The sequence below is a fragment of the Streptomyces sp. CRN 30 genome (assembly GCF_034105845.1).
Genome location: NZ_JAVRHI010000516.1, coordinates 15,228 through 31,221 on the forward strand (window position 1 = coordinate 15,228; position 15,994 = coordinate 31,221).

Annotated in this window: 14 protein-coding genes; 5 read left to right on the forward strand and 9 right to left on the reverse strand. The window is 73.8% G+C overall.

The annotated features are described in order from the left end of the window. Positions 1-1,803 (forward strand): ABC transporter ATP-binding protein, encoded by a 1,803-nt coding sequence (locus UW392_RS60515; protein WP_320784046.1) that lies wholly within the window; start codon positions 1-3, stop codon positions 1,801-1,803. A 43-nt stretch (positions 1,804-1,846) separates the two neighbouring features. After that, positions 1,847-2,719: an endolytic transglycosylase MltG gene (gene mltG / locus UW392_RS60520; RefSeq protein WP_320784047.1), complete on the forward strand. Its 873-nt coding sequence runs from the start codon at positions 1,847-1,849 to the stop codon at positions 2,717-2,719. A gap of 57 nt (positions 2,720-2,776) precedes the next feature. Here the strand turns inward: mltG and UW392_RS60525 are convergent, their stop codons facing one another. Then, positions 2,777-3,862 (reverse strand): NAD(P)-binding domain-containing protein, encoded by a 1,086-nt coding sequence (locus tag UW392_RS60525; RefSeq protein WP_320784048.1) that lies wholly within the window; start codon positions 3,860-3,862, stop codon positions 2,777-2,779. Between the two features lie 83 nt (positions 3,863-3,945). Here UW392_RS60525 and UW392_RS60530 point away from each other — a divergent pair, with 83 nt between their 5' ends. Next, the gene (locus UW392_RS60530; protein ID WP_320784049.1) at positions 3,946-4,368 is read left to right on the forward strand and encodes a secondary thiamine-phosphate synthase enzyme YjbQ; all 423 of its coding nucleotides are present in this window, start codon (positions 3,946-3,948) and stop codon (positions 4,366-4,368) included. Between the two features lie 49 nt (positions 4,369-4,417). On the opposite strand, the gene UW392_RS60535 is transcribed toward UW392_RS60530, so the two are convergent. The 5 genes from UW392_RS60535 to UW392_RS60555 form a co-directional block, all read right to left on the reverse strand. Continuing rightward, positions 4,418-5,293: a geranyl diphosphate 2-C-methyltransferase gene (locus UW392_RS60535; RefSeq protein ID WP_320784050.1), complete on the reverse strand. Its 876-nt coding sequence runs from the start codon at positions 5,291-5,293 to the stop codon at positions 4,418-4,420. A 65-nt stretch (positions 5,294-5,358) separates the two neighbouring features. After that, on the reverse strand, positions 5,359-6,417 hold the full coding sequence (locus UW392_RS60540) for a family 2 encapsulin nanocompartment cargo protein terpene cyclase (protein WP_414497595.1): 1,059 nt from the start codon (positions 6,415-6,417) through the stop codon (positions 5,359-5,361). Positions 6,418-6,476: 59 nt separating this feature from the next. Beyond that, on the reverse strand, positions 6,477-7,931 hold the full coding sequence (locus UW392_RS60545; protein ID WP_320784051.1) for a family 2B encapsulin nanocompartment shell protein: 1,455 nt from the start codon (positions 7,929-7,931) through the stop codon (positions 6,477-6,479). Positions 7,932-8,631: 700 nt separating this feature from the next. Further along, positions 8,632-9,327, reverse strand: coding sequence for an HAD family phosphatase (locus UW392_RS60550; protein ID WP_320784052.1), 696 nt, complete (start codon positions 9,325-9,327; stop codon positions 8,632-8,634). A 38-nt stretch (positions 9,328-9,365) separates the two neighbouring features. Then, on the reverse strand, positions 9,366-9,842 hold the full coding sequence (locus UW392_RS60555) for an Lrp/AsnC family transcriptional regulator (RefSeq protein WP_320784053.1): 477 nt from the start codon (positions 9,840-9,842) through the stop codon (positions 9,366-9,368). A 300-nt stretch (positions 9,843-10,142) separates the two neighbouring features. Between UW392_RS60555 and UW392_RS60560 the strand changes: the two genes are divergently transcribed. Together UW392_RS60560 and UW392_RS60565 are read left to right on the forward strand one after the other, a co-directional pair. Then, entirely contained in the window at positions 10,143-11,630 is a 1,488-nt protein-coding gene (locus tag UW392_RS60560; protein WP_320784054.1) for an FUSC family protein, read from the forward strand. A gap of 112 nt (positions 11,631-11,742) precedes the next feature. Beyond that, positions 11,743-12,807 carry a lactonase family protein gene (locus tag UW392_RS60565; protein WP_320784055.1) on the forward strand — a complete coding sequence of 355 codons (1,065 nt, stop codon included), beginning with the start codon at positions 11,743-11,745 and terminating at the stop codon, positions 12,805-12,807. A 106-nt stretch (positions 12,808-12,913) separates the two neighbouring features. On the opposite strand, the gene UW392_RS60570 is transcribed toward UW392_RS60565, so the two are convergent. The 3 genes from UW392_RS60570 to UW392_RS60580 all read right to left on the reverse strand — a co-directional run bounded on the left by UW392_RS60570 (position 12,914) and on the right by UW392_RS60580 (position 15,972). Beyond that, positions 12,914-13,837, reverse strand: a complete 924-nt coding sequence (locus tag UW392_RS60570; RefSeq protein ID WP_320784056.1) for a hypothetical protein — start codon at positions 13,835-13,837, stop codon at positions 12,914-12,916. Positions 13,838-14,029: 192 nt separating this feature from the next. Then, entirely contained in the window at positions 14,030-14,983 is a 954-nt protein-coding gene (locus tag UW392_RS60575; RefSeq protein WP_320784057.1) for an N-acetylglucosamine kinase, read from the reverse strand. Between the two features lie 311 nt (positions 14,984-15,294). Continuing rightward, complete coding sequence (locus UW392_RS60580; RefSeq protein WP_320784058.1) at positions 15,295-15,972, reverse strand: uracil-DNA glycosylase; 678 nt, start codon at positions 15,970-15,972, stop codon at positions 15,295-15,297. Positions 15,973-15,994 lie beyond the last annotated feature (22 nt).

Consider the following 15,994-nt stretch of genomic DNA (forward strand, 5'->3'; position numbering starts at 1 on the left):
ATGCATCCCGACCAACCTCCCGCCTGGACACCGCCGCCCGACGAATCCGACCGGCCGCGGCAGGTGCGCCGCATCCTGCGGCTGTTCCGTCCCTACCGGGGCCGTCTTGCCCTCGTCGGCCTGCTCGTCGGCGCCGCGTCACTCGTCTCGGTCGCCACGCCGTTCCTGCTCAAGGAGATCCTCGACACCGCGATCCCCGAGGGGCGCACCGGCCTGCTGAGCCTGCTCGCGCTCGGCATGATCGTCGGCGCCGTCCTCACCAGCGTCTTCGGTGTGCTGCAGACGCTGATCTCCACGACGGTCGGCCAGCGCGTCATGCACGACCTGCGCACCGCCGTCTACGCCCGGCTGCAGCGCATGTCGCTGGCCTTCTTCACCCGGACCCGCACCGGAGAGGTCCAGTCGCGCATCGCCAACGACATCGGGGGCATGCAGGCGACCGTCACCTCCACCGCCACCTCCCTGGTCTCCAACCTGACCAGCGTCGTCGCCACGATCATCGCGATGATCGCCCTGGACTGGCGGCTGACCGTGGTCACGCTCCTCCTGCTGCCGCTGTTCGTGTGGATGAGCCGCCGCGTCGGCAACGAACGCAAGAAGATCACCACCGAGCGCCAGAAGCAGATGGCCGCCATGGCCGCCACCGTCACCGAGTCGCTGTCCGTGAGCGGCATCCTGCTCGGCCGCACCATGGGCCGCGCCGACTCGCTCACGAAGTCCTTCGCCGACGAGTCCGAAGGGCTGGTCGACCTGGAGGTGCGCTCCAACATGGCGGGCCGCTGGCGCATGGCCGTCATCACGGTCGTCATGGCCGCCATGCCCGCCGTCATCTACTGGACCGCGGGAATGGCCTTCCGGTTCGGCGGCCCGGCCGTCTCGATCGGCACGCTCGTCGCGTTCGTCTCGCTCCAGCAGGGCCTGTTCCGGCCCACCGTCAGCCTGCTGTCGACCGGCGTCCAGATACAGGCGTCGCTCGCCCTGTTCCAGCGCATCTTCGAGTACCTCGACCTGCCCGTCGACATCACCGAGCCCGCGCGCCCGGTCCGGCTCGACCAGGTCAAGGGGGAGATCCGCTTCGAGGGAGTCTCCTTCCGGTACGACGACAAGGGCGGCCCCCTCCTCGACGACCTCGACCTCACCGTCCCCGCGGGCGGCAGTCTCGCCGTCGTCGGACCCACCGGCGCCGGCAAGTCCACCCTCGGCTACCTGGTGCCGCGCCTGTACGACGTGACGGGCGGCCGCGTCACACTGGACGGCGTGGACGTCCGCGACCTCGACTTCGACACCCTCGCGCGCGCGGTCGGCATCGTCTCCCAGGAGACGTACCTCTTCCACGCCTCGGTCGCCGACAACCTGCGCTTCGCCAAGCCGGACGCCACCGAGGAGGAGCTGCACGCGGCGGCGGGGGCGGCCCAGATCCACGAGCACATCATGTCCCTGCCCGACGGGTACGGGACGGTCGTCGGGGAACGCGGCCACCGCTTCTCCGGCGGGGAGAAGCAGCGGCTCGCCATCGCCCGGACCATCCTGCGCGACCCGCCCGTGCTCATCCTCGACGAGGCCACCAGCGCCCTGGACACCCGCACCGAGCACGCCGTGCAGAGGGCCATCGACGCGCTCTCGGCCGACCGCACCACGATCACCATCGCCCACCGGCTGTCCACCGTCCGCGGCGCCGACCAGATCGTGGTCCTGGACTCCGGCCGCGCGCTCGAACGGGGGACGCACGAAGAACTGCTGGCGCTGGACGGGCGCTACGCCTCGCTCGTACGCAGGGACGCCCGACTGGAGCCGACAAGATGACGATATGCGGAGTTTGTCGGTCTTCGCGGGTTACCGTGCCCGCATGCAGACGAACACTCCGCCACGGAGCACGATGCGACTCACGCGCCGGGGCCGGGCCGCTCTCATCGCGGCCGGAGCCGTCGCGGCGGCCACCGCCGTGGCGGTGCCCCTGATGGTCATCGGGTACGGGGACGGTGCCCGGGGCGGGCGTCCGGCCTCACTGGTCGTCCCGGAGGGCCTGCGGTCGGCCCAGATCTACGAGGCCGTCGACAAGGCCCTCGCCCTGCCCGCGGGCACCACCAAGAAGTCACTGGGCAAGGCGCGCCTGAAACTCCCGGCCGAGGCCGAGGGCAATCCCGAGGGCTACCTCTTCCCGGCGACCTACCCCCTCGACAGCGGGACGACCCCCGAGTCCCTGCTGTCCTCCATGGTCGACACCGCGAACGAGAGGTTCGGCGGCGGCCGCACCACGGCCGGCGCCCAGCGCAACGCCCTCGACGTCTACCAGGCGGTCACCACCGCCAGCATCGTCCAGGCCGAGGCCGCGACCGAGACGGACATGGGCAGGGTGGCCCGGGTCGTCCTCAACCGTCTGGAACGCGGCATGCCGCTGCAGATGGACTCCACCCTTAACTACGCGCTGAACCGCTTCACGCTGGACACCCGCGAGAGCGACACCCGCATCCAGAGCCCCTACAACTCGTACCAGCGCATGGGGCTGCCACCCACGCCGATCGCGAACCCGGGGGAGGACGCGATGCGGGCCGCGCTCCGGCCGCCGCCCGGCGACTGGCTGTACTTCGTCACGGTGAAACCTGGCGACACCCGCTTCACGGCCGACTACACGGAACACCAGCGGAACGTGGCCGAGTTCAACCGCGGGCGGGAGCGCGAGAGGAACCAGGAGCGCGGCAGCGCCGAGCCGGCACGGTGAGACGGCGGCACGGCACGCGGGTGTTCTCCGACGCACCCGCCGATCGGGAGCGTGACCTCACGCCGCGACCGGCTCCCCGGCCAGCAGGCGCCGGATGTCCCGTACCGCCGCGCGCCCGGCCCGGTTCGCGCCGATCGTGCTGGCCGACGGGCCGTACCCGACCAGATGGATCCGGGCGTCGGCGACCGCGCGGGTGCCCTCGACCCGGATGCCGCCACCCGGTTCCCGCAGCCGCAGCGGCGCCAGGTGGTCGACGGCCGGCCGGAAGCCGGTCGCCCACAGGATGACGTCGGCATCCACGTGCCGTGCCTCGTCGTCCCAGTCCACTCCGTCGGGCGTGATCCGGTCGAACATGGGCTGCCGGTCCAGCACACCGTCCGCCAGCCCCCGGCGGATCGCGTCGTTCAGCGGCAGACCGGTCACCGACACGACGCTCCTCGGCGGCAGCCCGCGCCGTACCCGTTCCTCCACGAGCGCCACGGCCGCGCGCCCCGCCTCCTCGCCGAAGTGACCTTCCCGGAAGACGGGCGGACGCCGGGTCACCCAGGTGGTCGCGGCGGCGTACGGGGCGATCTCCAGCAGGTGCTGGGTACCGGACGCGCCGCCGCCCACGACGACCACCCGCTGCCCCGCGAACTCCTCGGGGCCCGCGTACCGCGCCGTGTGCAGCTGCCGCCCGCGGAAGGTCTCCTGGCCCGGGTAGCGCGGCCAGAACGGGCGGTCCCAGGTGCCGGTCGCGTTGATCAGGGCCCGCGCCGACCAGGACCCGGCGGAAGTCTCCACGAGCAGCCGCCCCGCTTCCCCCTCGCGCACCGCCCGCACGTCGACCGGCCGGCGCACCCGCAGGCCGAAGGCCCGCTCGTACCGGTCGAAGTACTCCCCGACGACCTCGGCCGACGGGCGCGCCGGGTCCGCGTCCGTCAGCTCCATGCCCGGCAGCGCGTGCATCCCGTGCACCTTGCCCCACGTCAGTGAGGGCCACCGGAACTGCCAGGCGCCGCCCGGCCGGGGCGCGTGGTCGAGCACCACGAAGCCACGTTCCGGCTCGGCACCGGTGCGCCGCAGGTGATAGGCGGCGGACAGGCCCGCCTGACCGGCACCCACCACCACGACGTCGACGTCACGTACCCCGAAGTTGTCCACGTTTCCACCAACCGCGCCGAGGGCGCGGATCTTCCCGGCAGGCCGCCCGACGCGTCGAGGGCCGGGTGGGCGAGGATGGAGTCATGTCCGATGCCTTCACCACCCGAGTCCTGGACGTCTCCTCCGGATCCAGCGAGACGGTCGTCGATCTCACCCGCGACTGCGAGGCGTTCCTGCGGGAGGTGGCCGCCGGCCGCGACGGCCTCCTCAACGTCTTCGTCCCCCACGCGACCGCCGGCGTGGCGATCATCGAGACGGGCGCCGGCAGCGACGACGACCTGCTCACCGCCCTCCACTCGCTGCTCCCCGCGGACGACCGCTGGCAGCACCGCCACGGCAGCCCCGGTCACGGCCGCGACCACGTCCTCCCGGCGATCGTCCCGCCCCACGCCACCCTCCCGGTCGTCGACGGCCGGCTGGAGCTGGGGACCTGGCAGTCGGTGTGCCTCGTGGACACCAACAAGGACAACCCTGACCGGAAGGTGCGGCTGAGTTTCCTGGGCTGAGCGGGCGGGGCCCGGTCCGCGTCGCGGACCGGGCCCCGTGCCTGCCGTGTCAGACCCGGTCGGCCACGATCAGCAGGTACTGGAAGCTGCCGTTCGCGTACGCGCCGAGGAACGTGTCCTCGATGCCCGTGACCAGGTGGTCGGCCTCCTTGCGCAGCTCCCAGTACGGGACGGTGGCCGGGGTGAGGTCCTGGACGTGGACGGGCACGAGCCGGTTGCGGGCCATGGCGCGGAAGTACTCCGAGCGCGGGTGGATGTCGCAGATGTAGTGGGCGTTGATGAGGGACACCTCGCGGGAGGCCCGCCCGTACGTGTCGTCGTAGCAGCCGGTGATGGTGACGTAGCGTCCGCCGCGGCGCAGCAGCCGGGCGTGCTCCGCGAACAGCAGGTCCAGCTCCACGTACATCGTGGACTCGTTGTTCCAGGACGCCGCGTACGCGCCGGTGGCGAAGCCGGTGTCGAGCATGTCGCGCCGGTGGTACCGCACCTTGTCGGCGATGCCCCGCGACCTGGCCTGCTCGTTGGCGAACTCGGCCTGCTTCCGGGAGATCGTGACCCCGTCGGCGCCGCACCCGTACCGCAGATGGGCGACGACGCTGCCGCCCCCGCGCCCGCAGCCGGCGTCGAAGACCCGGTCGGCGGGGGAGAGGGGGCCGAGGTGGCTGGCGAGCAGCTCGGCCTGGGCCTGCTCCAGGCGGTGCAGCTCGGCGGTGACGCGCTCCCGGCGCCGGGCGGGATCGGTCTCGTCGAGCACCGACCGGTCGGCGTCCCCGACGCCGTAGTGGTGGTGGTAGAGGTCGTCGATCCTTCCGAGTTCGAGGTTGACCGGGTTCTCCTCGGCGTTCCAGTAGGCCGCGACGCGGTTCTGGTACGTGGACTGGGACGGCACCGGTGCGGTGGTGGTGCGGGCGTCGATCGTGGTCATCAGAGCTCCTCGTGATCGGGTGTGGGGGACAGGGGGCGGGACCCGGGAAGCCGGACGGGCGGGTCTCACCAGTAGTCGGGCAGGTGGTACCGGTGGGTGTTGGTGGCGTGCCACTCGTGGTTGCCGGAGACCCAGGCGGCGAGGCTCCCGGCGTAGCGCCCCACCAGCGGTGAGCCGGCGGACAGGGCCGCGGACTCCTCCTCGAACGCCGTCATGACCCGGTTGTGGATCTCGACGGCCTCCAGATAGGCGGCCTTCAGTCCGCACCGCTCGTTGGCGGCGATGACCCGGGGCAGGTTCAGGTGGGTGGGGTCGGCCAGTTCCTTGGTGAAGGAGTACAGGTCGTTGACGATCGTGGTGGCGTTGCAGGCGAGGGCGGTGATCCGCTGGATCTCCGGCCGGGCGTAGAGGGGTTCGGGCAGCTCGTAACCGTCCACGGCGTCGACGATCGACAGACAGGGGCGGAAGTTGTTGAACTGCCGCATCACCAGGTACTCCCACACCCGCGGCACGTGGCTCGTCTCGGCCCAGGCCGCCTCGGCGAGGTAGCCCAGGTGCAGCCGGGCGATGTCGTGCACGAACCGGCCCCTCTGGCTGGGGGTCGCGAAGGCGGCGTAGTCCTTCAGCGCCTCGTGGTAGGAGCGCAGTGGGCCGTCGGCCCGTACACCGCCGCGCCACTCCTCCTCCAGCTCAGGGGTGCCGTGGTACGGATCGATCGCCGCCTGCGCCATGACCAGCCGGCCGCCCAGGCCGCGCGGTGATCCGCCCCGGCCCTCCTCCGCCTCGCAGTAGCAGCTGTCGACGACGTTCTCGGCCAGCAGCAGCTCTCCCGCCACCGTGAGGCGGTCCAGGTCGAGCGCGCCCGGATGCTGGAGCACGACGGCCCGGCCGAACTGGAACCCCGCGAAGTCCCCCGTCCACGTCTCGGGGAACACGTCCAGCTCACGGGCCCAGGCCTCCAGCCTGCGGTCGATCTCGGCGGCCTTCTCCGGGTCGGCGGGGACGGCGGGCCGGTACAGCAGCCCGGGCACCGCCCCGGTGCGCCGGGCCGGCGTGATGCGCAGCGGACCCGGCGGCCCGGGCAGCCGCCAGGCACGGGGGGCGCCGGACTCCTCCGGCGTCACCGTCGCTCCACCCGGGACCTGCGGCGTGCCGGACGGACCGGCTGCCGGTGACATGGCGCTCATTCCGGCAACCACCCGACCTGGACGTTCTCCAGGACGCCCGCGGCATCGGGCACGAGGATCGCCAGGGAGTAGTAGGCGGTCACGAGGTAGCTCATGATGGCCGCCCGGTCGATGCCCATGAACCGCACGTTGAGTGCGGGTTCGAACTCCTCGGGGATGCCGGTCTGGTGGAGGCCGACGACCCCCTGGTCCTTCTCGCCCGTACGCAGCGCGATGATGCTGCTCGTGTGCTGCGCGCTGATCGGGATCTTGCCGCAGGGGAACACCGGGACGCCGCGCCACGCGGGCACCTCGTGCCCGTCGACGTTCACCGTGCCGGGCACCAGCCCCCGCCGGTTGCACTGCCGGAAGAAGGCCGCGATCGTCTTCGGGTGCGCCAGGAACAGCCGGGTCTTGCGGCGCATCGTCAGCAGCTCGTCGAGGTCGTCCGGGGTGGGCGGACCGGAGGAGGTGCTGATGCGCTGGGCGTGGTCGATGTTGTGCAGCAGTCCGAACTCACGGTTGTTGACCAGCTCCCACTCCTGGCGCTCACGGATCTCCTCGACGGTCAGGCGGAGTTGCTGTTCGGTCTGGTTCATCGGGTCGTTGAAGAGGTCGGCGACCCGGGTGTGCACGCGCAGCACCGTCTGCGTCAGGGACAGTTCGTACTCGCGCGGGGCCAGTTCGTAGTCGACGAAGCCGCCGGGGATGACGGGCTCGCCCACGTGCCCGGCGCTGACGGGCACCTCGGCCTCGCCCTTGCGGTTCATGGGCCTGCCGTGCCGCTCCGCGAACGCCTCCAGATGGGCGGCGAGGGACGGGGCGCGCTCCACGAGGTCCTCGAGGACGTCCCAGGGAAGGGCCATGACCACTCCCGCGGTCTCGGCCCGTACCGAACCGAGCCACAGCGGGTCGGCCCGGCCCACGGCCTCGTCCCCCAGGCCCTCGCCGTCCGTGACGACTCCGAGGACCTCCTCCTCGCCGTACTTGCCGGTGGTGTAGCGGGTGAACCGCCCGTGGACGATCAGGTACGCCTCGGTGACGGGCTGCCCGGCCTCGAAGAGGACCTGTCCTGCGCGGACGTTGCGGACCCGGAACCGTGAGGCGATCTCCCGCAGCACCTCCGTGTCGGAGTAGCCGCGCAGCGCCGGCAGTTCGGTGAGGGTCCGGGGGACGACGTGGACGCGGTCGCCGCCGTTCTGCTCGAACTGCACCCGGCCCCGGCCGACGCGGAGCTGGAGGCGGCGGTTCACCCGGTAGGTGCCGCCCTTGACGTCCACCCACGGCAGTATCTTCAGCAGCCAGCGCGAGGTGATGGCCTGCATCTGTGGCGCGGACTTGGTGGTCGTGGCGAGCCGGCGCGCGGCCCGGGTGCCGAGACTGGTGAGCGGCGCGTCGCCGTCGGGTCCCGCGGGGGCGGGGGCCGTGGGGCTGTCGGGGGTGTGTTCCGGCGTGCTGTCCGGGACGGTCACTGTCCCTCCCAAGGGTGAGCGGACGAAGGTGCAACGGGCAGGGGCCGGGCACCACGGACGGGCCGGCGGACGGGCCGGCGGACGGAGTCGTCACCGGTGGGCGGGCTCGGGTGCGGGCGTGGGAGCGGGCGCGAGAGCCGGTGGGGACGTACGAGGAGGGCAGCCGGCGTACCGGCGGTGACGGGTGTCCGCGTGTCCGCACGTTCACGTGTCCGCAGGAGAGCGGGACAGTGGTCGGGCAGGAAGCGGGGCGGCGGATCGCGCGCCCCGGGGCCGAGGGCCGAGGACCGTCAGGGCGTCCCGTGGGGTATGGGGGCTTCCGGCGTCGTCGCGAGGGAGTGGGACCGTCCGCCTGGGACGGGTCCGCGGTGGCGGGGGAGACCGGGGACGGCCTCCGGGGCGGTGGACACCATGACAGCGACCTCGTGACGGTGCGTGCGACCGGGCTGTGTGCGTTGCACGACAACCCAAACAGTCCTGGTGGCGGTCGTGCACCGCGTGAAGGGGGCGCTTTCCGAGCCCTGGTGGTACGGGACGGACGCGCGGGGTGAAACGTCGAGGCGCGCGTGCTCCTGCGCCGGTCACTCGCCTCCCCTGCACCGGCGCGAGAGGCGCGCGGGCCGGGAGAGGCGCACGTGGATGGGGTGGGGTGTGCGTGGGCGGGGTGGGGCGGGCGTGCGCGGGGAGGGGCGTGCGCGGGTCAGGCGACGGATGCCGGACGCATGAGCCAGTCCAGCGCCGCCCGGGCGGTGAACGCGCGCTGGCCGCCGCGCACCAGCAGCGCCGCCGTGGCGAACACCGGGTCGTCCGCCTGCGCCGCGAGGTACGGGACGGCGATGCAGCGCATGCCGGCCGCGTGGGCGGCGGCCGCGCCCGGAGCCGCGTCCTCCACGACCACGCAGTCGGCGGGGGCGGCACCGAGGCGCCGCGCGGCCTCCAGGAACACGTCGGGCGCCGGCTTGCCGCGGGGCACCTCGTCGGCCGAGACGACCGTCCTCAGGTGCTCGGCCAGTCCCGTGCCGGTCAGGATGGCCTCGATCGCCTCCCGTGACGAGCCGGAGGCCACGGCCATCGGCACCCCTTCGTCCGCCAGCAGGGCGACGAACGTCCGCATCTCGGGGTACGCGCGCGTGGAGGCCCGCGCCAGCTCCAGATAACGGCGGTTCTTGTCGGCGAGCAGCTCCTCGACCGGGGCGTCGAGGCCGTACCGCACCCTCCACCGGGTGATCGTCTCCCGCGTGCTGATGCCCACGTACCGCTCGTGATCCGCCCAGGTGAAGTCCGTGACGCCCTGCTCGGCGAGGGTCTGGCGGCCGGCCTCGAAGTAGTTGGGCTCGCTGTCCACGAGTGTGCCGTCGAGGTCGAAGACGACCGAGATGGTGCCGAGGGTGCTCATCCGCACAGCATGCCAAGCACGCTCCCGGCCCCGAGAGATCACCCCCCGGCCGCCCGCCCGACCGCCTCGACCAGCGGCAGCGTCCGGTACGGCACACGTTCGCGCAGTGCCACCTCGGTGCGGGTGCGGACCACGCCGGGCAGGCTGATCAGCTTCTGGATCACGTCCTCCAGGTGGGCGTTGTCGCGCGCCACGACCCGGGTCAGGAGGTCGCCGCCGCCCGTGATCGAGAACGCCTCGATGATCTCCGGTACGACGGCCAGGGCCTCGCCCACGTCGTCGAGATGGCCCTGGGTGACCTCGATGTGCACGAACGCGAGTACCGGGTGCCCGAGCGCGGCGGGCGACAGCGAGGGGCCCGTCCCGGTGATCACGCCGTCCCGCTCCAGCCGGTCCAGGCGGGCCTGCAGGGTGCCGCGCGCGACGCCGAGGACACGGGCGTACTCGCGCGCGCTGGTGCGCGGCTGCTCCAGGAGCAGCCGAAGGATGCGGGTGTCGAGCTCGTCCACGGCCATGGTCCGTTGGCCTCCCGGTCGCCTTGGGTGATCGTCAATGACTGTACCAATGGCCCAGCGGAGCAGCAGCCTGTTGAGCCATTGCCGTACTGATGCTTTCCTGATCACTGTCAATGGCGCCGCGCAGTGCAGGACGGCAATGAGGCCGGAACCGTGCCCGCGGCGCCATCCCCATGTCATGTCATGGGTCCCGGCCGAGGTCCCGCTGCCGCGCGGCGGGCCCGGACCGGGTCCTGACCTTCTTGGTCCCGATCTTCTTGGTTCTCCTCGGGAGGGGGCGTGCTGCCGGCGGTGAAGAGGATGTTCATGGCTCCGGATCCGGGCCTGCTGCGTCTGCGGGTGTCGCTGCGCGCGGTGCTCGGCATCGGTCTCGCGGTGACCGCGTCGGAACTGGCCGGGCTGTCGCTGACCGCGTCGATCACCGGCGGACTCGCGGCCCTGCTCGCGCTGTTCACGGTCGCCGACGCCGGCGTGCGCGCCCAGGCGGTCACCACGGCGCTGCTGCCGGCCGCCGGCTTCCCGGTCCTCGCGCTCGCGACCGTGCTGCACGGGACACCGGCGCTGCGGGACGCGAGCTGGCTCGTCGTCGTCTTCTGCGGGGTCTACGCCCGCCGATGGGGGCCGCGCGGCCACGCGCTCGGCATCTTCGCGTTCATGACCTTCTTCGTCACCCAGTTCCTGCACGCGGTCCCCGCCCAGCTGCCGGAGCTGTACGCGGCCATGGGCCTCGCGCTGGCCACGGCGTTCGGCGTGCGCTTCGGCGCCTGGTGCATCGAGCGGCGCGTCCCGCCGGCCGCCGCGCCCCCTCCGCTCGCCGGGCGCGGGCTGGCCCGGCCGACCACACGGCAGGCCTTCCAGGCCACGGCCGCCTGTGCCTTCGCCATGGCCGCCGGGCAGGTCCTCTCGGAGGAGCGCTGGTACTGGGCCGTCGGCGCCGCCTGGTGGATCTTCGTCAACACCGCGTCGCGGGGCGAGACGCTCGTACGCGGTTTCCGCCGCCTGCTCGGCACGGTCACCGGGATCGCGGCCGGGCTGCTCGTCGCCGTGCCCCTGCACGGCGCCCCGGCGCCCACCGCCGCGCTCGTCGCGGTCTGTGTGTTCGGCATCTTCTACACGGCCCCGCTCTCCTACAGCTGGATGATGTTCTTCGTGACGGTCCTGGCCGGTCTGCTGTACGGCCTGCTGGGTGTGCTCCATCCGGGGCTGCTGGCGCTGCGGCTGACGGAGACGGCCGCCGGCGCCGCCGGTGCCGCGCTCGCCGTGGCGCTGGTCCTGCCCGTCACCACCCACACCGTCACCGACGGCTGGGTGGGGCGGGCCCTGCACGCCGTGCACGGGTGCACCGCCGCGGCGGCCCGGCGGCTGGCGGGAGACACCACCGCGGATCCCGCGGCGCGCGCGGCGGAACTCGAGGTGCTGCTGGGGCGTGTACGGCTGTCGCTCGCTCCCCTCGTGCATCCCCTCAATCCCTTGCGGGCGCGCAAGGAGCGGGCCCGCCGGGTGCTCGCCCTGCTGGACGACTGCGCCCGGGAGGCACGCGGTCTGGTGGCCGTCGCCGCCGATCCGGACGCCTCGCACGACGCCCGCCTCACGGCGGCGTGCCTGCGGGTCGAGACGGCGGTCGAGACCCTGGTGGGGGCGGTGCCGGAGCGCGCCGTCCCGGCGCACGCGGGCGCGCCCGGGCACCATCCGGGCGCGGAGCAGGCCCTCGCACATCTGCACGGTCTGGAGCAGGCGCTCCTGGCCCTGGCGGCGCCCCTGCACCGCTCGCCCCTGGCCGGAATCTGACGGCTGGAGGGGGGACGGCTGGCTTCTCCGCCCCCTCTCGCCTCCTGCGACTTGGTCTAGACCTACTGCTACCGTCTGCCCGAAGCGGACGGCACAGCGAGAGGGGACAGCGGTGGCGGAGGAAGCGGAAGGTGCCCACGGCCGGGGCGGACGGGCGTTCATCGGGTCCTTCACGACGGCCGGCGGCCCGGGCATCGTCCTGGCGGCGGTGGACGCGGCGAGCGGCGCCCTCACTCTGGCGAGCGGCGGTGCGAGCGGCACGGACGGCCCGCCGAACCCGTCGTACCTCGCCCTGTCGCCCGGCGGCGACCTGCTCTACGCGGTCAGCGAGACTGACGAGGGCGCCGTGGCCGCCTACCGGGTGACCGGCGACGGCCTCGAACCGGCCGGGCCACCGGTGCCCGTGCCCGGCGCCGGGCCCACGCACCTCGGTCTGTTCGACGGCCACGTCCTGACCGCCGACTACGGGTCCGGCAGCGTCACGGCCGTGCCGCTGCGCGCCGACGGCACCCTCGCGCAGGCCGCCTCCGGAGTGCTCCGGCACACCGGTTCCGGGCCGCACCCGGAACGCCAGCGGGAGCCGCACGCCCACCAGGTGCAGGCCGGCCCCGGCGGCCGCTGGGCCGTCGGCGTCGACCTCGGCACGGACTCGGTGCTCGTGTACGCGCTGGACGACGGGCGGCCCGTGCTGCACGACCGGACGGCGCTCCGGCCCGGCTCGGGCCCCCGCCACCTGGCCTTCCACCCGGGCGGCCGGTACGCGTACGTCGTGCACGAACTCGTGCCGGTCGTCACCGTCTGCCGGTGGGACCCGGCGGCGGGGGCGCTGCGCCCGCTGGCCGAGGTACCGCTGCTGCCGGGCACCTGGGACGGCGACGCGTACCCGTCCGGGATCGCGGTGTCGGCCGACGGCCGCTTCGTGTGGACGGCGACCCGCGGCCAGGACGTGCTGTCCGTGCTCGCGGCGGACGGGCGCGGTGAGGCGCTCCGCCTGGTGGGGACGGTGCCCTGCGGCGGGCACTGGCCGCGCGCGCTCACCGCCTCGGAGCGGTTCCTCTACGTCGCCAACGAGCGCTCCGGTGACGTCACCTGGTTCGCCGTCGACCCGGAGACGGGCATGCCCCGGCGTGGCGGCTCGGTCGCGGTGCCGGCTGCGTCGTGCGTGGTGCTCGGCTGACGCGCACCCCCGCCGGCTGTGGCGCCGGCGCACAGCGCGAGGGCCCGCTCCCACGTACACGGGAGCGGGCCCTCGCGACGTGCGGACGCGGGCGGGTGCCCGAGGCTCAGCGGGCCGGCGTGCTCTGCGGCTGCTGCGGGGCGATGCCCAGCGCCGTCGTGTACTTGGAGAGCACCAGCTTGCCGATCGCCGGGTAGGCGCCGAGCGCCTCGGCCGTGGAGCAGCCCGCCTCCTCGGCGGCCGCCGCCAGCAGCCCGGCGTCGATCTCCGGGCCGATCAGGTACGGGGCGAGTGCGAGCTGCTGGGAGCCGGAGTTGCGCAGCTGCTCCGCGACGGACGTGATCGAACCGTCCTCGTCGAGCGCCGCCGCCATCACCGGCACGGCGAGCCGCGCGGCCAGCAGCATGCCCGTGATCCCGGCCGCCTGCACGGCCTCGTCGCCGCCCACCGACGCCAGGATGATGCCGTCCGCCGCGGTCGCCACCGTGAACAGCCGGGCGCGGTCGGCGCGCGCCAGGCCGGCCTCGGACAGCCGTACGTGCAGCGCCTCGGCGAGCAGCGGATGCGGACCGAGGACATCGGTCAGTTCGGCACCGACACGGCTCTCCATCACGGCCTGCCGGACCTGGCGCAGCAGTGAACCGTCCGGGCCGGCCAGCAGCGGCACGACCACGCCCACGGGCCCGTCGGGCTCCTTCACGTCCGCGCCGGCGGCACGCGCGTGCTCGTAGCGGGCCGTGCGTTCCGCGCCGGCGCGCGCGAGCACGGACTGCAGGGTCGGGAACTCGTCACCGTCGCCGTCGAGGTACCCGATCCGCGCGTCCAGGCCGGGCAGCTCGGAGCGCGCGATGCTCACGACCTCCTCGGCGAGGCCGCGCGTGGCGGCGCTGGGCACGCCCGGCACCGCGAGGACCAGGGCGGGCGCGTCCTCGGGAGCCACCAGCGGCTCCGGACGGCGGTGTCGCCCGGGCTGGCGGGGCCGCGGCATTCGTACAGGCAGGCCGGCTGCGGGCCCAGTGGGGGAACTCATGGCGACGCATGCTACTGGCTTCCTGGGTTCCCCTGTTCGGGGAGGGTGCAGGTGAGCGGTATCCGTCCGTATTTGTCTGATGGATTACTTGCCGATCAGCGGAGAAACGTGTCGTCCCGCCCCGTCGCGCGGCGGCTGCCGGACCAGTGGAACGCGCACCGGGCAAGGGGAGTCCAGGCTCCTTCCGGTACGTCAGTTTCCGGCCACCTCGTACAGCATCCGCTCGTCGCGTGGCAGCGCGAGCCCGCCGACCGCGAGTTCGGTGGCGATGCGTACCGCGCCGTGCAGCGGATCGCCCTCGGCCGGCACGCGGCGTGCGTGCGGCAGCCGCTCCTTCAGCTCCGTCTCCAGTGGTACGAGGAGGGGCTCGCCCATGCGGAAGACACCTCCGGTGAAGGCGATCAGGGGCTCGTCGGAGGCCGGGCAGACCGCTGCGGCGGAGTCGGCCATGTGCCGGGCCGCCGCGCGCAGGATGTCGGCCGCCACCGGGTCGTGCCCGGCGCAGACGGCGACCTGTGGGGCGAAGGAGGCGAGCACGGCGGGGCGGTCGGTGCGCGGGTAGAGGCGCCCGGGCAGCTCGTCGACGGGACCGAACGTCTTCTCGGCGCAGGCCAGCAGGGGCGCCGAGCCACCGGGGCGGCCGTCGTGGGCGCGCAGCGCCGCCTCCAGGCCCGCCCGGCCGATCCACGCACCGCTGCCGCAGTCGCCCAGCAGATGGCCCCAGCCGTCGGCCCGGTGCCAGCTCTCGAGATCGGTGCCGATCGCGATCAGCCCGGTGCCGGCGGCGATCACCGCGCCGGCCCGGGTGCCCAGCGCGCCCGTGTAGGCGGTGACCGCGTCGGCGACCAGGGCGATCCTGGGCCCGCCGAACTCGCCCGCCAGTGCGGAGGGGAGGTCGGCGCGCATCCGGTCGCCGAGGGCGGCGAAACCGGTGGCGCCGATGACGACCGCCCGCGGCGGGCCGGCCCCGGCGGTGTCGAGCAACCGCCGTGCCATGGGCAGCAGCAGCTCCAGCAGGTGCCCCGCGTCGACACCTCGCTCCCCGATCCGCACGGGTTCGTCGGACACCGAGGGAGCGCTGAGGGCCGCACCGCCCGCCGCCAGCACGGCCCGCAGACCCGAACCCCCCGAGTCCACGGCCAGCACGAGGGGCGCGCCCGTACCGACGGGTCCGGCGGTCGGAACGGTCCGTGTGCCGGGTACGGTCCGTGTGCCGGGTACGGCCTGTGTGGCGGGTGCGTCGGCCGGGGCGGCCCGTGCGGCCGTCGGCGTGCGGCGCGTCGTACGACGGGACGTACCGCCGCACGCCGCACCGCGTGCCGTGGGCCGGGGCCGGCCCGTCATCGTGACCGGAGCGGCCGGGGTGTCCGGCGGTGGCGTGGACCGCGCCGGCGCCCCGCTCCGGAGGCCGCCCCGCTCCGGTGCCTCGCCGTGCCCCGGCCCCGACCCCGGCCCGGTCATGGCAGGCGCCAGTCCACCGGCTGCGCTCCCTGCCTCAGGAGCAGGTCGTTGGCGCGGCTGAACGGGCGGGAGCCGAAGAAGCCGCGGTCCGCGGACATCGGCGAGGGGTGGGCGGACTCGATCGACGGGTAGTCGCCGAGCAGGGGACGCAGGTTACGGGCGTCGCGGCCCCACAGGATGGACACCAGCGGGCGGTCGCGCGCCACGAGGGCCCTGATCGCCTGCTCGGTGACCTCCTCCCAGCCCTTGCCGCGGTGCGCCGCCGGCCGCCGCGGAGCCGTGGTGAGCGCCCGGTTGAGCAGCAGGACGCCCTGCCGGGTCCACGGCGTGAGGTCCCCGTCGGACGGCTGGGGCAGCCCCAGGTCGCCGTGGAGCTCGCGGTAGATGTTGACGAGGCTCCCCGGCAGCGGCCGCACGTCCGGCGCGACCGAGAAGGAGAGCCCCACCGCGTGCCCCGGCGTCGGGTACGGGTCCTGTCCGACGATCAGGACGCGGACGTCGTCGAAGGGCTGCTGGAAGGCGCGCAGGACGTTCGCCCCGGCGGGGAGGTAGGTGCGTCCCGCGGCGATCTCGGCGCGCAGGAACTCGCCCATCTCCGCGATCCGCCCGGTCACGGGTTCGAGGGCCTTCGCCCAGCCCGCCTCGACGATTTCATGCAAGGGTCGTGGTGCCACGGGCGTCACCCTACTGCCGTCC

Coding starts and splice junctions, on each gene's coding strand:
- UW392_RS60515 (WP_320784046.1), top strand. CDS start 1: ATGCATCCCGACCAACCTCCCGCCTGGACACCGCCGCCCGACGAATCC.
- mltG (WP_320784047.1), top strand. CDS start 1,847: ATGCAGACGAACACTCCGCCACGGAGCACGATGCGACTCACGCGCCGG.
- UW392_RS60530 (WP_320784049.1), top strand. CDS start 3,946: ATGTCCGATGCCTTCACCACCCGAGTCCTGGACGTCTCCTCCGGATCC.
- UW392_RS60535 (WP_320784050.1), bottom strand. CDS start 5,293: ATGACCACGATCGACGCCCGCACCACCACCGCACCGGTGCCGTCCCAG.
- UW392_RS60550 (WP_320784052.1), bottom strand. CDS start 9,327: ATGAGCACCCTCGGCACCATCTCGGTCGTCTTCGACCTCGACGGCACA.
- UW392_RS60555 (WP_320784053.1), bottom strand. CDS start 9,842: ATGGCCGTGGACGAGCTCGACACCCGCATCCTTCGGCTGCTCCTGGAG.
- UW392_RS60560 (WP_320784054.1), top strand. CDS start 10,143: ATGTTCATGGCTCCGGATCCGGGCCTGCTGCGTCTGCGGGTGTCGCTG.
- UW392_RS60570 (WP_320784056.1), bottom strand. CDS start 13,837: ATGAGTTCCCCCACTGGGCCCGCAGCCGGCCTGCCTGTACGAATGCCG.